The organism is Paenibacillus urinalis (assembly GCF_028747985.1).
GTDB lineage: Bacteria > Bacillota > Bacilli > Paenibacillales > Paenibacillaceae > Paenibacillus > Paenibacillus urinalis.
The window spans coordinates 1927608-1947082 of record NZ_CP118108.1 but is presented as its reverse complement, the minus strand read 5'-3'; the positions used below and the strand labels follow the sequence as shown (position 1 = coordinate 1947082).

The 19475-nt window shown below is 45.7% G+C and carries 17 protein-coding genes; 4 read left to right on the top strand and 13 right to left on the bottom strand.

Annotation, left to right across the window (positions count from 1 at the left end; translation table 11 throughout):
- Positions 1 to 44: 44 nt before the first annotated feature.
- The 5 genes from PUW25_RS09050 to PUW25_RS09030 form a co-directional block, all read right to left on the bottom strand.
- Positions 45 to 923, bottom strand: a complete 879-nt coding sequence (locus tag PUW25_RS09050; protein WP_047909808.1) for a carbohydrate ABC transporter permease — start codon at positions 921 to 923, stop codon at positions 45 to 47.
- Between the two features lie 31 nt (positions 924 to 954).
- Complete coding sequence (locus PUW25_RS09045) at positions 955 to 1845, bottom strand: ABC transporter permease (protein WP_047909809.1); 891 nt, start codon at positions 1843 to 1845, stop codon at positions 955 to 957.
- Between the two features lie 100 nt (positions 1846 to 1945).
- Positions 1946 to 3634 (bottom strand): type 2 periplasmic-binding domain-containing protein, encoded by a 1689-nt coding sequence (locus PUW25_RS09040; RefSeq protein WP_047909810.1) that lies wholly within the window; start codon positions 3632 to 3634, stop codon positions 1946 to 1948.
- A gap of 103 nt (positions 3635 to 3737) precedes the next feature.
- The gene (locus tag PUW25_RS09035; RefSeq protein ID WP_052511666.1) at positions 3738 to 5387 is read right to left on the bottom strand and encodes a response regulator; all 1650 of its coding nucleotides are present in this window, start codon (positions 5385 to 5387) and stop codon (positions 3738 to 3740) included.
- Complete coding sequence (locus PUW25_RS09030) at positions 5347 to 7116, bottom strand: sensor histidine kinase (protein WP_047909811.1); 1770 nt, start codon at positions 7114 to 7116, stop codon at positions 5347 to 5349. The genes PUW25_RS09035 and PUW25_RS09030 overlap by 41 nt, the downstream gene beginning before the upstream one ends.
- 185 nt (positions 7117 to 7301) lie before the next feature.
- On the opposite strand from PUW25_RS09030, the gene PUW25_RS09025 reads away from it, so the two are divergent.
- The gene (locus PUW25_RS09025; RefSeq protein ID WP_047909812.1) at positions 7302 to 8495 is read left to right on the top strand and encodes a glycosyltransferase family 4 protein; all 1194 of its coding nucleotides are present in this window, start codon (positions 7302 to 7304) and stop codon (positions 8493 to 8495) included.
- A gap of 146 nt (positions 8496 to 8641) precedes the next feature.
- On the opposite strand, the gene PUW25_RS09020 is transcribed toward PUW25_RS09025, so the two are convergent.
- Entirely contained in the window at positions 8642 to 9835 is a 1194-nt protein-coding gene (locus PUW25_RS09020; protein WP_047909813.1) for an ornithine--oxo-acid transaminase, read from the bottom strand.
- 147 nt (positions 9836 to 9982) lie between these two features.
- Between PUW25_RS09020 and PUW25_RS09015 the strand changes: the two genes are divergently transcribed.
- Positions 9983 to 11383, top strand: a complete 1401-nt coding sequence (locus PUW25_RS09015) for a hypothetical protein (protein ID WP_047909814.1) — start codon at positions 9983 to 9985, stop codon at positions 11381 to 11383.
- Positions 11384 to 11505: 122 nt separating this feature from the next.
- On the opposite strand, the gene PUW25_RS09010 is transcribed toward PUW25_RS09015, so the two are convergent.
- From PUW25_RS09010 to PUW25_RS08995, 4 genes are all read right to left on the bottom strand, one after another.
- The gene (locus tag PUW25_RS09010) at positions 11506 to 12159 is read right to left on the bottom strand and encodes a DUF1796 family putative cysteine peptidase (protein ID WP_052511668.1); all 654 of its coding nucleotides are present in this window, start codon (positions 12157 to 12159) and stop codon (positions 11506 to 11508) included.
- 113 nt (positions 12160 to 12272) lie between these two features.
- Positions 12273 to 12470, bottom strand: a complete 198-nt coding sequence (locus PUW25_RS09005; protein WP_047909815.1) for a YwbE family protein — start codon at positions 12468 to 12470, stop codon at positions 12273 to 12275.
- A gap of 44 nt (positions 12471 to 12514) precedes the next feature.
- A complete protein-coding gene (locus PUW25_RS09000) occupies positions 12515 to 13273 on the bottom strand; it encodes a polysaccharide deacetylase family protein (RefSeq protein WP_052511670.1) in 759 nt (252 codons plus the stop codon).
- Between the two features lie 81 nt (positions 13274 to 13354).
- Positions 13355 to 15358, bottom strand: coding sequence for a Na+/H+ antiporter (locus PUW25_RS08995; protein WP_274336930.1), 2004 nt, complete (start codon positions 15356 to 15358; stop codon positions 13355 to 13357).
- A gap of 128 nt (positions 15359 to 15486) precedes the next feature.
- Here PUW25_RS08995 and PUW25_RS08990 point away from each other — a divergent pair, with 128 nt between their 5' ends.
- On the top strand, positions 15487 to 15786 hold the full coding sequence (locus tag PUW25_RS08990) for a hypothetical protein (protein ID WP_047909817.1): 300 nt from the start codon (positions 15487 to 15489) through the stop codon (positions 15784 to 15786).
- Positions 15787 to 15846: 60 nt separating this feature from the next.
- Here PUW25_RS08990 and PUW25_RS08985 read toward each other — a convergent pair whose 3' ends face one another.
- Positions 15847 to 16305 (bottom strand): MarR family winged helix-turn-helix transcriptional regulator, encoded by a 459-nt coding sequence (locus PUW25_RS08985; RefSeq protein WP_047909818.1) that lies wholly within the window; start codon positions 16303 to 16305, stop codon positions 15847 to 15849.
- Between the two features lie 211 nt (positions 16306 to 16516).
- Here PUW25_RS08985 and PUW25_RS08980 point away from each other — a divergent pair, with 211 nt between their 5' ends.
- Complete coding sequence (locus PUW25_RS08980) at positions 16517 to 17611, top strand: FAD-dependent monooxygenase (protein WP_047909819.1); 1095 nt, start codon at positions 16517 to 16519, stop codon at positions 17609 to 17611.
- A 92-nt stretch (positions 17612 to 17703) separates the two neighbouring features.
- Here PUW25_RS08980 and murB read toward each other — a convergent pair whose 3' ends face one another.
- Together murB and PUW25_RS08970 are read right to left on the bottom strand one after the other, a co-directional pair.
- Positions 17704 to 18735, bottom strand: a complete 1032-nt coding sequence (gene murB / locus PUW25_RS08975; protein ID WP_274336929.1) for a UDP-N-acetylmuramate dehydrogenase — start codon at positions 18733 to 18735, stop codon at positions 17704 to 17706.
- Between the two features lie 110 nt (positions 18736 to 18845).
- Positions 18846 to 19304 carry a hypothetical protein gene (locus tag PUW25_RS08970; RefSeq protein WP_193745969.1) on the bottom strand — a complete coding sequence of 153 codons (459 nt, stop codon included), beginning with the start codon at positions 19302 to 19304 and terminating at the stop codon, positions 18846 to 18848.
- Positions 19305 to 19475: the final 171 nt, after the last annotated feature.

Genomic DNA, 19475 nt, shown 5'->3' with positions numbered 1-19475 from the left:
GAACAACTTTCGTCCAGAAACACGATTCACTCTATTGTTTAAAATCACCCTTTTACAGAACCAACGGTCATCCCTTTAACAAAGTATTTTTGCAGGAAAGGATACACAAGCAGAATGGGAGCAGCACCTATAAAGATCTGTGCAGATTTAACTGTGGTTTGGCTGATCAGTTCCATCTCCTGCGGATTCATAGCCATTGTGCTCATATCCCGCTGAATAATGACCGTCTGGAGAAATGTTGCGAGCGGAAAGTCCCCGGAATCATTCAAATACAGCAAGCCGTCAAACCAAGAATTCCAATGAAATACCATACTGAACAAGCTGATCGTCGCAATAGATGGCAGAGATATCGGCAGATAAATCGAGAATAATGTTCTAAAATGTCCTGCTCCGTCAATTAGTGAAGCCTCTTCCAGCTCCTTCGGGATCCCTCTGAAGAAATTCAGCATCAAGATGACTAGAAAAGTGTTCACTGCCGACGGAAGCACGAGTACCCAGAACGTATCGATGAGACGAAGGGTTTGAATGACTTCATAGAAAGGAACAAGTCCTCCGTTAAAGATCATGCTGAATACAAAGATCCAGGAGTACAGCGTTCTTCCTTTAAAAGCCGAGTTCTCTTTGGACAGCGGATAAGCAGCGAGAAAAGTCACGATTAAGGTGATGGCTGTACCAATGACGGTCCTCAGCACAGAGACCCAGATGGAATGCAGAAAGGCTGGATTGTTAATCGTCTTTTTGTAAGCCTCTAGCGAGAAATCGATTGGAATCAGCGAGACCAGATTGGCATCTGCCGCTGCTTTGCTGCTAAATGATACGGCAAGCACATGAATCAGCGGTATGATGCAAAGAATGGCAAGCAATATCAGAAACAGGTTATTGAACGCACTGAATATGCGGTATGATCTTGTTTTATGATACATGGTTTCTCCCTCCCTCTCAGGTACATATAATCTAGAAAATACGATAACCGGCCCACTTGTAGGCTAGCCTGTAAGATATGAGAATCAGCACCATACTGATGACCGATTTAAACAGTCCAATCGCAGTACCAAAGCCCATCTCTCCATTAAGTATCGCGGTTCTGTACACAAAGGTATCGATAATATCGCCCGTTTCATATACGAGGGGATTGTATAGGTTGAAGATTTGGTCGAAGCCCGCATTCAGGACGTTCCCAAGTGCAAGGGTACCGACAACAACGGTGATTGGTATTAGTGAAGGTACAGTAATATGGATCGTCTGCTTCCAACGGCTTGCGCCGTCCATCTCAGCCGCTTCATAGAGTGCAGGGTTAATTCCCGCCAGCGCTGCCAGGAAAATAATCGTGTTGTATCCGAACTCCTTCCATACATCAGAGATGATAACCGTCAATCGAAACCAGTTGTTATCTCCGAGAAACAGGATCGGATCAACGCCGAAGCTGCCCAGAACTCGATTGAAGAGTCCTGCGGGAGCGAGCAGATCCACCAGGATGCCGCCAAGAATGACCCATGACAGGAAGTGTGGCAAGTAGACTAATGTCTGGATTGAGCGCTGAAGTCCTACTTTCCGGACTTCGTTAAGCAGTATGGCAAATACGAACGGTACAAGCAGATTGAAGATCATCTTGGCTACAGCAATAATTACCGTGTTCCAAATGACCTGCATACTGTCTTCCCGTTCAAACAGGTATCGGAAATTATCCAGCCCAACCCATTCGGAGCCAGCAATTCCGAGCCACGGTTTATAATCCTGGAATGCCATGACAATTCCGGACATGGGCAGATAACTGAACAGGAATAGAAATACCATGGCGGGCAGCAGCATGATATGAAATGGCCATGTTTTTTTGAATGTTCTCATCCAAGTCCCTCCTATTTACATTTAAAAATGACTCTTTCTCTAGAAATAAGGTATAGAAAAGCAGCATACATGATTGCATGCTGCTTCCATTTCACACGCTTTATTTTACGCTGTCATACCATTCATTCACTTCCTGGGTAATCTGATCTCCTCCGCCGGATTTCCAAGTTTCAACGAAAGTATCAAATGCATCGACAGGCTTGTTGCCATATATGATTTCGTTAAACGTTTGATTTTCAATTTTGTTGAGGTAGTCGAGCTTGGATTTCATCGTTTCTGTCGGAGGACCCGTGAACATATCCTTATAGGAAATATCCTCTTGAGACATCAGCACCTTGGCTGCTTCCGGTGTTTCCAGTCCATAGTTCGCTTTTACCTCGCGCTCAAGTCTTGTTTCGGCTTCTTTACCATCCGCCAAATTAAGAAGTGCCTTCATCTGTGCGTCCGGTATTCTCGCTCCGTCTCTGACGAGCAGGTAACGAAGTACATTGACATATCCGCCTTCAATCTCATCGTACCTCACCTGATTACCGTCTGCGTCCAGTTGATAGTCATACCCTTCAAACAAGCCAAAATCATGCTCACTGCCGGCAGCTGGATCTGCAAAATTGTCAAACAAATAATTCTGATACGTGAAGAAAGCCTCTGGATGCTCCATATCTTTCTTAATCAGCGTTACTCCGTTTGAGAAATGAGTTCCATGACGCATTGCAGTTCCGTCTTCACCCGCAGGAATCGGATAAGGCTTCCATACGGCTTCTGGGTCGTTCTTGACTGTATCCACCAGCGGCCACCCGCTCATCCAGTAAGGACCTGGAATGATTCCTGCTGTACCGGCTACGGCAGGCTCCGCCGTCTTGTTCTCATCCCATAGCGCAACCTCTTGAGGTATATAGCCTTTATCAAACCACTCGCTCAGCTTCTGAAGACCCTGCTTCATTCCTGGATGCACAGAGCCGTATTCCAGCTTGCCGTCTTCACCTATATTCCATTGCTGCGGAAGAGTACCGTAGGCACCAAAGATCCAGGATGGATCAGCCATCCATGTATTCATCGAATTTTTGATTCCGATACTAAGCGGTGTTACCTTATCCGGAGACAGTCCGCTTGGGTTATTGTTCTTGAAGGCTTCCATCACCGCTTCCAGCTCATCAATCGTTGTCGGAGCCTTCAAGTTCAGCTTGTCGAGCCAATCCTGTCTGATCCACAGGAGATAGTCATTGTTATAAGCGTAATCAAGAACCGGAATTCCCATCTTCTTGCCGTCACGCGTATATGCATTCCAAACGGTAGGATCGATATTCATTGCTTCCTTCCATGTATCGGAAGCATACTTGTCGAACAGCTCGCCGACCTCGCCATAGATTCCAGACTCAATCAAGTCTTGAACGAGCTGTGTCTGATCTGCACCAATCGTTAATATATCTGGCATGTCCTGTCTTGAAGACATAGACAATCTCACTTTCGTAGCAAAGGCACCGTTCGTATCGGTTACAGACCAGAGTGAATTAATATTGATTCCGAACTGCTCCTTTGCCCATTTGGTTGCTACGCTGTTCTCAATGGTTTCCCCGTTCTTGAACGTCACCGCGGGATCAATCCCCCACACGGTGGATATCGTTACTTCCGGATCATACTTTTCTTTGTATACGTTTTCAGTACTGACCGGCGCTGTTGCGCTGTCGCTTGTGCTCTCCGCTCCCCGCCCGGAACAGCCCATGAGACCGACACTCGCTGCCATGGTCACTGCCAGAACTGAAAGCGTTGATCTTTTCCATCTAAACCCCATTTGAGTTCCCCCTTAAAGAACTTGTTCCTTACCCTTTTTATTATGAGTGGTGTCGGTCTTTTTTCCTATGATACTAAATTAAGGTTTCTGCACCTTTTTCAACTTATTGCTCCCGAAATTCGTTTGGTGACATGCCAAAATGCTTTTTAAACAATTTGCTGAAGTACTGCGGATTCTGGTATCCGAGTTCAGAAGTGATCTCGTAAATTTTCTTGTTCGTGTGCTTCAGCAGGTACAGCGCCTTCTCCAGTCGAATTCGAATCAAGTATTCACTTAAGCCTTCGCCCGTCTCTGCCTTAAATACTTTGGACAAATACACCGGATGCAGAAAGACCCGGTCTGCTATAATCTTTACGGTCAGCTCATAGCCATATTCGGATGCGACCAGATCCTTGACTTGCTTGACAATATGTCCCTTGGACGGTGGCTTTTCCTGCTGCTGCTCTTCCAGCTTATCAAGAATTCGATACGTATAATTTCGAAGCTCTGCCGGATACTGAATCAGCCTCTCCACATGATGGGGCTCCATGCCATGTACATCCAGCTCGCTGATCCGAAATTCAGTCCGGTGTGTGATATACAAGCAGGCGTTTATGATCGCCAGATAAATTTCATACATATGCTCTCTGGAAACGGGATAGCGATCGATAACATCAAATACTTCGGACAGCTTCTCCCGTACAGACTCCCATTGCCCAAGCTCAATCAGCTGCTGAAGGACAGGCGGCTTGTACAGCAGGCTAAACACTTCTTTGGAAGCGCCTGAAAGAGATCTAGACTCATCCTGAGGAGAATACAGAACCGCTGCTCCTTCATCCGTGCTGGCCAGGTACATCGAATTTAGCATGTGGTGATAGACCGTGCTGGTATCATTCGGAAACTGGAAGCTGGAGCTTATAATAACGGATACATCTCCGTGTAAGTACTGCCTGACATTCTCTTGAAAAGTCCTTAGAAGCGAATGAAGCTGTCTTCGGTCTTTATCTTCCATCTCCATCTCTAAGCCGGAGGTATTATCTGTCTGAATGAGTACAGCCAAGCAGTGATGAGGTGTTCTTCCCTGCCATACTTTATAATTCATGCCGAGTATCTCTTCTGATATGTTACCGATCGCATATTCAATAAGCACCCGGGATTTGGGATCCAGATCCATAAATCCTTGATTCAGCTGAACCAGGATCATGATGGACTCAACATCTGTCTGCAGAGGTATTTCATAATCCTGCAGCTGCTGCTTGACCCGCGACAAGGTATGTGGTGTCCCGAGCAGCAGGCCCTGCAGCATATTTTCCCGAAGCAGGACATAATCCGATTTGCGCTGATACATGAGCTGATGGTATTTATCCGTTTCCTTTTCTCTTTCTTTGATAGCCTCAACTGTCTGATTCACACTTTTTATAAATTCCTCATCATCTACTGGCTTAAGTATGTAATCTTGAGCCTGTAATTGAATCGCTTTTTTGGCATATTGAAAGTCACTGTATCCTGTAAGAAGAATAGATCGTATTTCCGGCCATCTCTCACTCGCCTTCTCAATCAGCTCAAGACCATCCATTCCAGGCATTCGAATGTCTGTCACCAATATATCTACGGGATGGCTTTGCAGCAACTGAAGTGCTCCTGCCGCCGAATCTGTTCTATACACATGCCTGATGCCCATCTCCTCCCATGGAATGGTTGCCTCCAGACTCTCCGTAACATAGCTTTCATCATCAACCAACAAGATGTCCATCATTATGATCGTTCCTTTCATATCTACTCGTATTCTCCCATTGAATGCTTGCCCTGAACCCGCCCATCGCGGATGTATCAACGGACAAATAACTGCTGTCTCCGTACCTTAACTGCATTCGTTGATTTACATTCCACAATCCGCAGCCCGAGTTCTCATCCATCGGCTTCGTCAGGCGTTCCCTCAAATCCTGAAGTCTGCTCTCAGAAATACCGAGCCCGTCATCCTCAACTACAATTCGCATCATTCCGTTCGGATCCTGACAAGCCCCGATGCGTATAAACCCGGCATCCGGGGACCGTTCAATGCCGTGAATGACAGCATTCTCTACAAGCGGCTGAATCACTAATGGTGGAATGGTCTGATCCAGCAGCTCGTCTGGAATCTCGATCACATAGTCAATGCGATTCATGCGCATCTTCTGTATCTTGAGATATGCGACTACAAAATCCATCTCTTCCTTTAGAGTGACCAGCTCCTTCTCCTGCCGGGTGGTATACCGATAATAACGGGATAGATTATGAGACATGGCTACAACTGCGTCCATCTTACCGAGCTTGGCCATACTTGTAATGAAGGAGAAGCAGTTATAAAAGAAATGGGGATTAATCTGAGACTGCAGCTGCTTCAGCCTAGCTTCTTTTACTTGAATTTGCTCCAGATATACATTCTCAAACAGCTCCTGGATCTGCTCCACCATGGAATTGAAGCGTTCTGACAGGAAGCTGAATTCATTCCTTCCCTTGGGTACCACTCGCACCGAATAGTCCCCCATCTTCAGCCGCTGAAACCCGCGAATCAGTCCTTTAACGGGAATTTGGACCTGTACGTACAGCAAGTAAGCAGCCAAGAAGCTCATAAGCAATAGACTCCCTACGGCCCCGTAGAATAACTGATTGGACTTCTCGATCGGTGCAAGCACATCCGTTAGAGGGATATAATCCACCAGGTACCATCCTGTAGCTTGGGATAATACCGTGTGCACACTATAGATGTGACCATCCACCTCTACCGTCCGGTAATCGACATCATTCATCTCGGGAAATTTCAGCTGAGTGAGAAGCTTGGCACTCTGTGCAATATCCTGCGTTCGGTTATAGATAACACCGGTGCCCGGTTTGTAATAGAAGGGATCTCTTCTTCCATTACTCTTAAACTTGTCCAGCATATCCTGTATATTCGTGCTGTCAAATTCGATCTTAACGATACTGTTTGCCTTCGCAGGATCCTGAACCGAATAGGGAGAAACCGTGTACCAGGAAAAAAGATACTGCTCACTGTTGAGCCGCTGCACCTTCTCTACCTGCCACCCTGGCTTAATCTCTTCTCTCAGCTCGTCCGAATCGTACCGCCTGGCATTGCCTTCCGTAATCATCCTCTCCATAGAGGGGGAATAAAAAGTAAGACTGCTTCGCCAATTGGACGAGCTCTCCTGAATACTCAGCTTGTTCTGTACCCGTTTGACCTGATTAATGAGGTCTAAATTCAAATAATCGCTGTCCATATAAATATCTTTGAAGCTCTCAATGTCGGGATCATGGATTAGCAGATTCGTCCAGGAAGATAACTCTTCAATACTCGTATTAACCTGACTTTGAAAAAAGGCAAGCTGATTACTGCTGGATTTGTTCAGCTCACTGACGACGGTATCGGTTGCCATTTTGTTGGAATAGCTGTACAGAAACACGACAGGAATAAGCATGATAATAATCAGCAATACAATCTTCGTAAACAAGGAATATCTGATCATAGTAGAATATACACCTCATAGAATGATGTCGATGTGACTATTGTAAGCGTTTTATGTGGAAAATTAAATCAAAATTAACTTGACTCTGCTTTATCGCGATTTGTGTTAAAACGCCCGAGAACAGACATATCCCGCTGGATCCCACTGTACGATATATAGGAATAATGATTGGGAGGCGGATCGAGATGCGGATTGCTATATTTACGGACACATTTTTACCCGAGGTCAACGGAGTGGCAAATACACTTGGCAGATGGGTTGAATATTTACGAGCACGCTCGATCCCTGTTCTTGTGTTCGCTCCACAGCATGGCAGCCTCGTGAAGACAGATGGCGGTCATGTCGAGCGATTCTTCAGTCTTCCGCTGATTTTTTATCCAGAATGTAAGCTGGCTCTGCCCGGTCGTATGCGAACAGAGCGAATTCTCCACAATTTTCAGCCCACACTGATTCATGTCGCTACTCCTGCCGCTATAGGTCTGCTCGGAGCAGGATATGCTGCCAAGCACGGTATACCTCTAGTGGCATCCTACCATACCCACTTTGATCAATATTTGAAGCACTACAAGTTAGCTTGGATGGAGCAAGCGCTGTGGAAGTATATGCAGTGGTTTCATCGGAACTGTGAACGAATCTATGCCCCTTCGGAGTCCACGAAGCTCAAGCTTGAGGAAAAAGGAATGAAGCATGTAGAAATTTGGAGCAGAGGAATTGATGCGCAGCAGTTTCGTCCAGCGGTGTCTGCTGAGGAACGAGCAAGTCTTCTTCGTAACCGTGGATTGGATCCGGAGCTGACCTATATGCTGTATGTCGGACGACTGGCTCCCGAGAAAAATATCGAACACTTAATCAACAGCTTCGCTTCTCTGCCCTCCCGTATCCTGGATAAGTCCCGCCTCCTCATTGCAGGAGATGGTCCCCTGTATGGACTCTCCCCCTCAATACCCCACAACCTTTCAGAGGAGCACATCCAGTGGCTGGGATATTTGCGAGGAAATGAGCTTCAAGATATCTACACCATGTCTGATTTATTCGTTTTTCCTTCATCTACGGAGACGTTTGGCAACGTCATTCTTGAAGCAATGGCTAGCGGTCTCCCTGTTATTGCAGCCGGTGCAGGCGGAGTTCTAGACATCATTCAGCATGAAAAGACGGGCATACTGTGCCCGCCGGAAGAGCCTGCTTCGATGGTAAACGCAATCATCCATCTCTATGATCATCCTGATATAAGCAAGAGATTAGGGGAAGCAGGGAGAGAGTACAGTCTGAATCGTTCCTGGATTCCAATATTGGATCATCTGCTCAGCAGCTACGATCAGGTCATTGCTGAATTCTCGAAGGAGAATATGAGCAGATCACCGCAGAAAAAGGTTAAATGAGTCGAAGAATATATAAACTTCCCGGAATACCCGAAACACGTTTGTCGAACCGTAATACTAGATATAAACAGCGAGCCGTCATTATTCTGTATGATTCTCCATGCTGTCATTATGGGTCATATCATGTCAGTTAACCATCACAAATATTACGTAAACACTTGCTCTATTCGCTGGATCGCCCATTCCAGTTCTTGATCCGTAATGATCAGCGGTGGGGCAAACCGAATGACGGTATCATGTGTTTCCTTGCAGAGCAGTCCTTGCTGCATTAACCTCTCACAATAGGGCCGCGCAGGTGTTCTTAGTTCAATTCCAATGAACAGCCCTCTTCCCCTTACCTCTTTAATATCTTTGGACGTGATCTGCTTCAACCTGTGCAGCATTCGATTTCCAAGTACAAAAGAACGGTCCGCGAGCTTCTCGTCTTCTGTTACCTTAAGTGCTTCTATAGCAACCCTGCTCGCAAGCGGATTTCCTCCGAAGGTTGAACCATGCGAACCAGGTTCAAATAATCCAAGAATCGATTCATCCGCCGCTACAGCCGATACAGGCAGCACACCTCCGCCAAGCGCCTTTCCCATAATGTAAATATCCGGGACGACCTGCTCCCAATCGCAGGCAAATCTTCGCCCGGTTCTTCCGAATCCGGTCTGTATTTCATCTGCCATGAGAAGCACGTTCTGCTCACTGCACAGCCTGCGAACCTCTGTCAGATAGCCTTCTGGAGGGATCTGGATTCCAGCTTCCCCTTGAATAGGTTCAACCAAGAACGCAGCCGTGTTCTGATTGATGGCAGACGTTAAAGCAGTCATGTCACCATAAGGTATGATCCGGAATCCCGGTGTAAATGGTCCAAAGTCTTTTTGATAATAAGGATCGGAGGAAAAGGAGGTGATCGTCGTCGTTCTGCCATGAAAATTCCCTTCGCAGACAATAATCTCTGCCTGATTATAAGAGATCCCCTTCACTTCATATCCCCAGCGTCTTGCTGCCTTGACAGCCGTTTCGACCGCCTCTGCTCCTGTATTCATCGGTAAGACCATTTGCTTCCCCGTAAATCCGCTTAATAGCTCCATAAGCTCTGCCAAAGGCGCATTATAGAACGCCCGTGATGTAAGAGTGACTTCATCGGCTTGCTGTTTCAGAGCAGCTATGATGCGCGGGTGACGATGTCCCTGGTTCAATGCCGAATATCCACTCAGCATATCCATATAGCGATGCCCATCGGGATCTGTGACCCATACCCCCTCTGCTTGTTGAATAACTATGGGCAGTGGATGATAGTTATGGGCTCCAAACCGTTCCGTCTTGTTCATGATTTCTTGTGAAGAAAACTTCATTAGACTAACCCCTCGTTTCCCTGTGTGCACTCGTTATTTGTGACCTTACATTCTATGCCGTTAGAAAAAGTAGGAGAACACCCACCTTGGCTGCAGCATACGATACAGCACAAGCATACTTGGTATAGCACGAGAGGGTGAAGCATTATGGACATTCATCTATTACCGCTCCATTACGTCTATTTATCGTTCATTATCTTTATTATGATCCTATTAATACGCAGACGGGATACGAGTGTCATCTGTATTTTGGGTATTATAGCCTTGGGTTTCCTTGCATCGGACAGCATCGTGACCTCCGTCTCCGGGATCTTCGGAAGCTTCATCTATGCTGCGAAGGAACTGATCAGCACCATATTCATCATTTCGATCGTTGTAGCCATGAGCCGAGTGCTCATCCGCACCGGAATCAATGAAATTATGGTTGCTCCTTTAACCAAGCTGCTGAGGACACCCGCTCACGCCTTTTGGGGAATCGGCATTATTATGATGATTGTTTCCTTCTTCTTCTGGCCGTCTCCCGGCGTCGCCCTTATCGGAGCTGTCATGCTTCCCGTAGCGGGAAGAGTCGGCCTTCCAGCGATTGGCACAGCCATGGCGATGAATTTGTTTGGACACGGTATTGCTTTGTCAGGTGACTATGTAATCCAGGGCGCACCCAAATTAACGGCAGACGCTGCAGGAATTCCGGTCTCTGATGTTGTAACCGCCAGTATCCCTCTAGTTATCACGACAGGCCTCGTTGCTACCCTCACAGCCTACATCATGCTCCGCAGAGATATGCGCCGCGGTACCATCAACAAGGAATCAGCCGTTTCTCAACCAGCCTCACCTTCTGATCTGTCCCCCTCCAATGACATCCAAATTCCACTACGGACCAAACGGATTATTGCTTATACCATTCCATTACTCTTTGTGCTTGATCTAGCGGCCATGTACCTGCTGAACCTGCAAGGTGGAGATGCAACAGCCCTCATCGGTGGTACAGCTATTGTAATCCTGATCCTGGTAACGATGGTTGCCCACCGAAATAAAGGGCTCGAGGAAACGACAGATTATTTGATCAAAGGATTTCAGTTTGGCTTCAAGGTGTTTGGTCCTGTAATACCTATTGCTGCCTTCTTCTATCTGGGGGACGCGGCTCTCACCGCATTATTCTCTAACCCCCTGCCTGAAGGTTCGCATGGGATCGTGAATGACCTGGGCCTCGCACTCGCACATACGGTCCCGCTGAATGAAGTGGTCGGGGCGATCAGCATGACTGTTGTCGGGGCAATAACGGGGATGGATGGATCTGGATTCTCCGGTATATCCCTTGTTGGCTCGATTGCTCAGATGTTCTCTGCATCCATTGGCTCGACTCCTATGCTCACGGCACTTGGTCAGATTGCTGCCATATGGATTGGCGGAGGTACGCTGATTCCATGGGCACTGATTCCTGCTGCTGCGATCTGCAACGTCAGCCCATTTGAGCTTGCAAGACGTAATTTAATTCCTGTTATTAGCGGACTGACCGCTGCAACCATTGTTGCGATTCTACTCATGTAGAAGATTATAGCTGAATTAACCTCATATGAAGACAAAAAGAGCCGCTTTTGTGCAATGAAGTAATTCTGTCTAATTGACAGCAAGTACTTCGTCCTCGCGCACAATACGGCTCTTTTTTAAATTTAATCGCTAAGACAATGTCTTAGCCTGATGGACTCGAGAAGCTTGTTCCATGCCTTATCAGATCCGCGCCAGTCGTTACCCTTTGGGATGGAATACCTGATGCATCCAGAAGGTTCGACCCATCTGGTCACAGGTGCATTCTCATCGGCCAGCGTATCAATAACAATCAAATCAAAGGAATGCTTGACTTGTTTCTTTAGACTATAATACAGTCGATCACCATCATCTTGTCCACCATTGACACGAACAAACAGGAGCCTCTCCCCTGCCTCCCATGCCTGCAGCATTCGTTCCGTCCTCCGAATAAGCTTAGACTTGAATTCAGGATATGCCAGTGCCCAATCCGCTTCCTTCGCGGTAATCGGGAAATCATGATAGGACAAAATTCCATATCTTGTGTCACGCACACAGTAGCAAGTCCTAAATGCACTTATCTTCTCCAGATTGCCTAAGTCCATAAATTCTGCAAACCTGGCGTCTATCAATCTGATGAGCTGATCTATGTTTTTGGATACAAACCAGTCGAGTGGACCTGCTTCCCGGCGAAGCGATAATCTTCTCAGCTGATAAGCAGTCTGGCAATTGGATCCAAGACTAAACACGGCATCATATTCCTGTATGTCCACGTCATTGGATTGACCATCTGTGCACAAGAGCCGCATTCCCCCTTATATGTCTCCCACCTCATCTTAAGACATATAGCAGTTTATGCTTAGAGACTCCTTCAGGTTTGGACGCTCCGGTGATGCATTCCAGATCAAACGTATTAAGGCTGAATGATATGTTTAACTCTGCCTACTTCTCCACTTTGCAGGCGAACTTTAATGCCATGCGGATGATTTGGTGAATTCGTCAAAATATCCTTTACCCTTCCCCTGGTGAGCTTGCCTGTTCTCTGATCCTGCTTCAACACAATATCGACTTCAAGACCTGGCTTGATGTCTGCACGATGATTACCATTCATTTGAGATTCCCCTTCCCTCTCCCTTGTGTCACTCATTAAGCGCTTTAAGGAAGCTCCATCACTTCTCTTTGCTTAGCCTCCAGCAGCTCGGATACGGTAACACATCTGTATCCCTGCTTCGTAAGCTCAGGCAAAATATGCTCTAATGCCTCAATGGTCTGACTCTTGCCGTGCACATTATCATGAAAGAGCACAATGTCTCCATTTCGAGCATTTCGCAGTACCTTGTTAATAATACGCTGTTTTCCTGGACGGTTCCAATCCCCCGTATCCTGATGCCAAGACCATAGAACGATCGAGTAGCCTCTCGCCTGAGCGCTTCTTACCACGACATCATTGTACACTCCTCCTGGAGGACGAAACAGCGTAGGTCTTACACCGCTCGCATCCTCAATGGCTTGATCCGCATCAGCAAGCTCCTTAAGATACGTATCCTCATCCTTAATCTGGTCTCCAAATGTGTGATGGAAGGTGTGGTTTCCCACCTCATGTCCTTCGGCAACTTCTCTGGCAATCAGCTCCGGTCTTTCTTTTGCCCATTTGCCCAGCACAAAAAAAGTGGCTTTCGCTTTATGCTTCTTCAGAATATCAAGAATTTGAGCCGTTTCATTTCGATCCGGCCCATCATCAAAGGTCAAAGCAATCAGCTTCTCCTTGATCGGGGCTTCCCAGACGATCTCTCCTCTTGCTTCATAATAGGCACGGTCTTTGACAACAGGAGCTGAGCTATGATCCGTCATGGGATGAACGAGCTGCATGAAGACAGCTGCTGCCATGGCTATTTTAAATCCGATAAGATTCATCCCATACCTCTTCTCATTCTGTAATCAATGTTGACTTAGTATCTCTTATGCGCAAGAAATATATAACCAGGTATGAAGCAGCTACTCTTCCCGAAGCAGGTGTGATTCCAGCTGATTCACATATTGTCTTAAGATCGCTGCCATGCTGCGGCTTATGACTCCATTTTCAAACATTTCCTGTACTGTATTTCGCTGCTCCTGGACCGCCTTCATATGAAGCTCCATTTTCTTCTCATTAAAAGCATTGTCATCCAGTTCACTGCTTCCTTGCTTTAACTTAACCAGAAGCTGTTCATATTGAGAGATCACCTTAATCGAAGCTGCTCGGTTTGTCTCGTTCATATGTGCACGCAGCGCTTCAATTGCACTTACGCTGGTATGGATTCTCAGATTTCGAGCAGCCTCAGCCCGGTCCCGCATAGGAGCAGCCGCTTCAGGTCTTTCGATAGCGAAGAAGCGAGCCACTGCTCTGCCGATACTGCGCAGGGAGGACCACAGCTGTGCTTTAATTCGGCTGGACATTCGGATCTCCCATCGATCAAGCACTTTTAAGAAGAACATGCCTGCTTCATCAGACACCATTCCTTTATTCATTAAGTGAATGATTTCTTTCCTCTCGGCCTGGAGTGCTCTCAATCGAACCTCAAGCTCCTGTTTCTGAAGCTCGGTAGCGGTCATTCCATAACTTCCTGCAGAGTACCGGGACAAACAATGATTCAGCTCCGCTATAACAGATAATGCAGCCGGCTTGGTATCCTCATCCGCTTCCAATTTGACCGCTTGAATGGATGCATGAAACATCTTGGCTAGAGCACGTACTTTTAGAACTTCTTTGTCTTCTCCTTCTTCTTTTTTGGCGATGATCGGCAGTAAGAGGCTCGCCAGAACTAAGGTGAGGAGGATAACACCTGCTGATAAAAAGATAATCAGATCACGTTGAGGAAAAGGGGATCCATCTGCCAGCATATAAGGGATTGAAAATGCCCCTGCAAGGGTTACCGCGCCTCTAACTCCTGAGACCGTAATCAGCGCCATGTTCCTGAATACCGGTTTGTCTTGCCTGTCCTTTTTCCACTCGAACAGTTCTAAGGCATACACCCACAAGAAACGCAGGACCAAGAGAAGCAGCGTTATTACAAAGACATAGAATAATACATCCATATGATCGAATACCGGATTGTCCCATATTGCACCCAGCACGAGAGGCAGCTGCAGCCCCAAAATAACAAATACTAATCCGTTTAATATGTAGACAATCACAGACCACGTACTCTCGGCCACCACCTGCATCTTGGGCTGAAGTGTTTCAGCTCTATCACGGTCAATCGCATGAATGATCCCTCCAGCCACAACCGCCAGAATTCCGGAAAATTCCAGATGCTCCGCCGTCAAATAAATGATAAACGGAGTTATGATCTGAATCAGCATATGGACCGTTACATCTTCCATTCCCCATCTACGCAGCAGCATACCGAGTTTACGGAACAAAAAGGACATCACAGCCCCAATGAAGAGTCCGCCTATCGCAATCACAAAAAAGCTGAGCGTCGCTTCCGTCAGGGAGAATACACCCGTTACTGTAGCTGCAATCGCAAATTTAAATGCAACGAGTCCTGATGCATCATTCATCAGTGCTTCGCCTTCAAGAGTTCGAAGTATTTTTTTGGGTAAATGCACGCGCTCTGCCATGGCCCCCACTGCAACTGCATCCGTCGGTGACAGAATAGCCGCAAGAGCAAAGGCTGCAGGTAACGGAATACTAGGAATCAGCATATGTATGCCGTATCCGGCAACAAGTACGGTTAAAAAGACCAGCCCAAGTGCCAATAAGAGAATCGGCTTTCGAAGCTTCCATAAATCTGCTCTTGGCGTTTTGCGGCCATCATTATATAAGAGAGGTGCGATAAAGAGGACAAAAAACAGTTCTGGATTCAAATCCAAATGGACGCCTATGGGGACAAACTCAAATACGACCCCAAGTGCAATCTGGATCAGCGGAACCGGAATAAATGGAACAAATCGATTCAAGATATTAGATAAGCCAATAATAATTAATAAGATCAAAATCGTAAAAAAGACTTCCAAAATGTCATCATTCCCTTCTCGTCACTCAAAGCCTATTGTTCGTATTATGGGGATTGGACATTCACGTCTTTCCTTTTTTAGAGTAAAATACAGTTCGTAATCACTCACAGATAAGGATGAAGCTAATAATGGCATTTGGCATATCACGGCAGGAGCTGGAAAATTGGAAGCATGAGGTGAAATCTGGGAAGCTGGCCTATTTAACCCACTATTGGATCGACCCGCGCTTTCCAGGAGTTACAAGTGTCACCAAGGTGGGCTGTGCAGATCTTGAACAATTACGAAGCTGGTGTATTAAGCATGACCTGAATCCAAAATACATCCATCATCGCAATCCTTTTCCTCATTTCGATCTCTTAGGTCCGAAGCAGAAAGAAATTCTTCAAAAAGAACAGCTCGATGAGCATATTGAAAGATTCCGGCTATAGGTACCGGTAATGACAAAGAACCCTTGAGGCTTAGGATGCCTCAAGAGTTCAGCCGCTTTGTTATTTCAAGACATCCATCATTCTGACATCAATCTTCTTCACAATATCCAGGAATTGATTGCGCTCCTCTTGCGTTAACAAGCCAAGCAGCTCCTCATTGAAATGTCTGCGGTTGGCACGCAGCGTATCCGCTGTTGATGCTCCCTCTTCCGTCAATGACAACCACACGATTCTTCTGTCCTCAGCGCTCCGTTCTCGCATAACGTACCCATCCGCCTCCAACTGATTAAGCACGATGGTCGTCGCTCCAGACGACAGTTGAAGTCTCTTGGCGATATCAACAGCCATTAACCGCTCACGAGACAACATATAAATGATTTGTATCTTCGTTGCATTAAGCTTATGATTCAGGTCTTTTTGATGCTGGGCATATACTTTATTCTTATAACGCACAAATGTCGTCAGAAAATGATCAAAGGCTTCCAGTTCTTGTGCTTGAAGTTCTTGTTCAAGTGACATGATAACGACTCACTTCCTTTTCCCCAATAGTTCTATGCTTATCATATCCTATCTGAATAGAAATAGAAATTAATCCCCAGTAAAACAATATACTTTTTTGAATATATCTTTAAAATGATTGCCGACTAGACCATTTTAATTTATAGTATTATAACATAAGTTACTATTAATAAGTCAGTAACTATAATATATTGACATCAGGTGAAAGTTTATGAATCTATACACAGAGATTTGCATTGTCGGTGCAGGGCCGGCTGGAAGCTTCCTTGCTTATTTACTGGCGAAACAAGGAATATCCGTCATTCTGTTAGAAAGACAATCTACCCTCCATAAACGGTTTCGCGGTGAATTAATTAATGCAGACGGTGAATCCCTTCTCAAAGACGCGAACGTATATCAAGATATCGAGTCACTGGGACTTCTTCCCCTTCAATCTGTAGAATATTGGCACAGCGGCAGTATCATTCATCGGATTGCAGCAACTAGTGAAGAAGCACACAAGGGAATTCATGTGCCACAAGATCATATGTTGCAAGCAATTCTCCATAAGGCGGGCGCCTATCCGCATTTGAAGTTGTACACTGGTGCGGCCTTCAAAGATTATATCGTAGATTCAGACGATCAAATCATCGGAATTAAGGCACAAATTCAAGGTCAAATAGCTTCCATCCATTGCCGAATTATTGTGGGCGCAGACGGCAGAGCTTCCCATGTTCGGAATAAGGCAGGGATTGAGCCCAGAATCAAGCTAAGACCATTTGATGTATTATGGGCCCGAATTCCTGAGCCTTCAGATTGGAGTCCCGCGACACGAATGGCTCTCATTGATGAGCAGCAGCTTGCTTTGTTCTCACAAACGGACGGTTACGTACAGATCGGCTGGAATATCGCCCAAGGGAGCTACCCTGAAATACGTAAAGGCAGCTTTGCTCCTTATATCGCTCGACTTACCGCTGCTTTCCCTGCGCTTGCACAGAGTGTATCGGCGAATATACATTCCTGGAGAGATTTCGTATTACTTCCGGTGTTCAGCAGTTTAAGTGAAACCTGGACCAAGCATAACATTGTACTGATTGGTGATGCTGCTCACACGATGACTCCAACCGGTGCCTTCGGAGTTAATGCAGCGCTTGAAGATGCGTATCAATTGTCTGTGCTGCTGCAACAGCTGTCCTTATCGCAATACTCCTCTATAGAGAAACTAAAGGACTTCGAGACAAAGCGCGTGGGTAAAGTAGTAAGGCAGCTTGAATTACAGAATCAGATGGAAATGGAGTTCCCGGCAAAGATCAAATCGTTTATGTGAGGTCATATGAGAAATATATGAAACGATGTAACCCTAATAAAAAAGCTTGCATGTCCTCAAAAAATGAGTATCCATGCAAGCTTCATATTTACTTATGATTTACTGTCCACAATAATAAGCTCTTCCTCTGGTACAAACCCAAAGGCTTCGTTAACGGACTGTTTAACTTGTTCAACGAGGTAGACGATATCCTTTGCCTTAGCCTCACCTTGGTTTACAATCATATTTCCATGCCAAGCGGATATGGATGCTCCGCCGTAAACAGTCCCTCTCATGTTCAGGCGATCTACAACCTTGCCCATGGGCTCCCCAAAATCATAGTTGTTCTTGAATACCGAACCGCAGGAAGGATAGTCAAAGTGGAATTTGCTTCCCCGGTCCTTGACGACATTATCAAATGATTCTGGCACTACTCCGTTATTCTCATCTGCCCATGTCTTCGCAAGCGTTGTATAATACTTGAAGAAGTTCGGCAGCTGTGACGGATTCTTATATTCAACGATCTTCTCAAGTCGGGTTATTTCCTTCATTCCTGTGGCAAGTGCCTCATGATCAGGATGCTTTAAGTAACCCCCGACGATGATCCAGTCATTTTTCATAAAGATTGAATTCTTATAGCTGTAATCACAAGTATCCACATCTATGGATTGAACCTTGAACTCCGGATCATTCATATCAATGTATAATGCGGTCTCCAGAATATCGCAAATTTGCCGGTTATAATATTTGGCATTCATATATATCCCCGCGCCCAGCGTACCCGGCAGCAAGAAACAGAAATCATAATCTGAAGTGCCTGAAGATAATCCAATCAAGGCAAGATGGGACATCGGCATACCTGCAGATACAAACCAGCCTTTATCGTCAATCTTCATTTCTCTCAGCTCTTTCAGGCTGATAAATAACATTTGATCCTTCGGATTGTCTGGGAATAAAATGTTGGAGCCCATTCCGAATAAGAATTGAGTCAGCTTCTCTTGTCTTGCGTATTCCAGAACCGTCTTTAAATCTTCAATGGTTTCAGGGGCGGCCAAGTACTTTGCCTTGCCACCAATCTCATAAGTCGAATAAGATGATAAATCCACATCGTGTTGAATTAATGATTCCTGTTTGTGTGTATTCACGTGTTTCCCTCCTACTTGCTGCACGAACAAATCCTTCATGATGCCTAATTATTATATACAATTATATAGTATGAAGCCATTATGTATACGCGCCTGCCCGAAGTCAAAATTTAAGCACTCTCATATTGAACATCCTGACGATAGGCAGCAAGCGATTGCTCTAATATGATGCTGATAAACTCAGGTTCCATATCGTCAATCCATTTCAGTCCGTTCTCCCAAGCATTCTCTTCAATTCGAAGTGCAATTTGTCTGCCTCGTACTTCGTCAGCATGATCTAATTCTCTGCTCAGCGAAGCTAAATAAACATCTGCGGCATGACCTAGTTCATGAGCCAGCACGACCTTGAAATAATCGTATACTTGTTCATTCGAGCCAAACAATTGCTGGCACTGCTGTTTAATCACTTCGGTATACATTGTGATGCAATGAGCATTCAAGCTATATTTTCCACCGATCAGGCGTCCACCGGGGAAGTAAGTCTCTATAGTAACGGCAGCACTGCTGCCCGAGCGTAACAATAGTTCAGAAACGATCTGATTTATAGCTACTTTTTCCAAGTTAAGCATAGCCCCTTTTACACTTTTTCGTTCGATGGGAAATACGATTTCATAACATTATAAGATGACATAATGAAAATATGCAATGAAAATTCCACTTTCTTTCATCAGAGATCGCAAATAAAGCTTCTTCTCAGAGCCAAGCCACAGCATGAATTCCATCGTCAAGATTATCTCAGT

Coding starts and splice junctions, on each gene's coding strand:
- PUW25_RS09005 (WP_047909815.1), bottom strand. CDS start 12,470: ATGAATGGTAATCATCGTGCAGACATCAAGCCAGGTCTTGAAGTCGAT.
- PUW25_RS09000 (WP_052511670.1), bottom strand. CDS start 13,273: ATGAATCTTATCGGATTTAAAATAGCCATGGCAGCAGCTGTCTTCATG.
- PUW25_RS08970 (WP_193745969.1), bottom strand. CDS start 19,304: ATGCTTAACTTGGAAAAAGTAGCTATAAATCAGATCGTTTCTGAACTA.
- PUW25_RS09025 (WP_047909812.1), top strand. CDS start 7,302: ATGCGGATTGCTATATTTACGGACACATTTTTACCCGAGGTCAACGGA.
- PUW25_RS09015 (WP_047909814.1), top strand. CDS start 9,983: ATGGACATTCATCTATTACCGCTCCATTACGTCTATTTATCGTTCATT.
- PUW25_RS08990 (WP_047909817.1), top strand. CDS start 15,487: ATGGCATTTGGCATATCACGGCAGGAGCTGGAAAATTGGAAGCATGAG.
- PUW25_RS09040 (WP_047909810.1), bottom strand. CDS start 3,634: ATGGGGTTTAGATGGAAAAGATCAACGCTTTCAGTTCTGGCAGTGACC.
- PUW25_RS09035 (WP_052511666.1), bottom strand. CDS start 5,387: ATGAAAGGAACGATCATAATGATGGACATCTTGTTGGTTGATGATGAA.
- PUW25_RS08985 (WP_047909818.1), bottom strand. CDS start 16,305: ATGTCACTTGAACAAGAACTTCAAGCACAAGAACTGGAAGCCTTTGAT.
- PUW25_RS09020 (WP_047909813.1), bottom strand. CDS start 9,835: ATGAAGTTTTCTTCACAAGAAATCATGAACAAGACGGAACGGTTTGGA.
- PUW25_RS09050 (WP_047909808.1), bottom strand. CDS start 923: ATGTATCATAAAACAAGATCATACCGCATATTCAGTGCGTTCAATAAC.
- PUW25_RS09045 (WP_047909809.1), bottom strand. CDS start 1,845: ATGAGAACATTCAAAAAAACATGGCCATTTCATATCATGCTGCTGCCC.
- PUW25_RS08980 (WP_047909819.1), top strand. CDS start 16,517: ATGAATCTATACACAGAGATTTGCATTGTCGGTGCAGGGCCGGCTGGA.
- PUW25_RS09030 (WP_047909811.1), bottom strand. CDS start 7,116: ATGATCAGATATTCCTTGTTTACGAAGATTGTATTGCTGATTATTATC.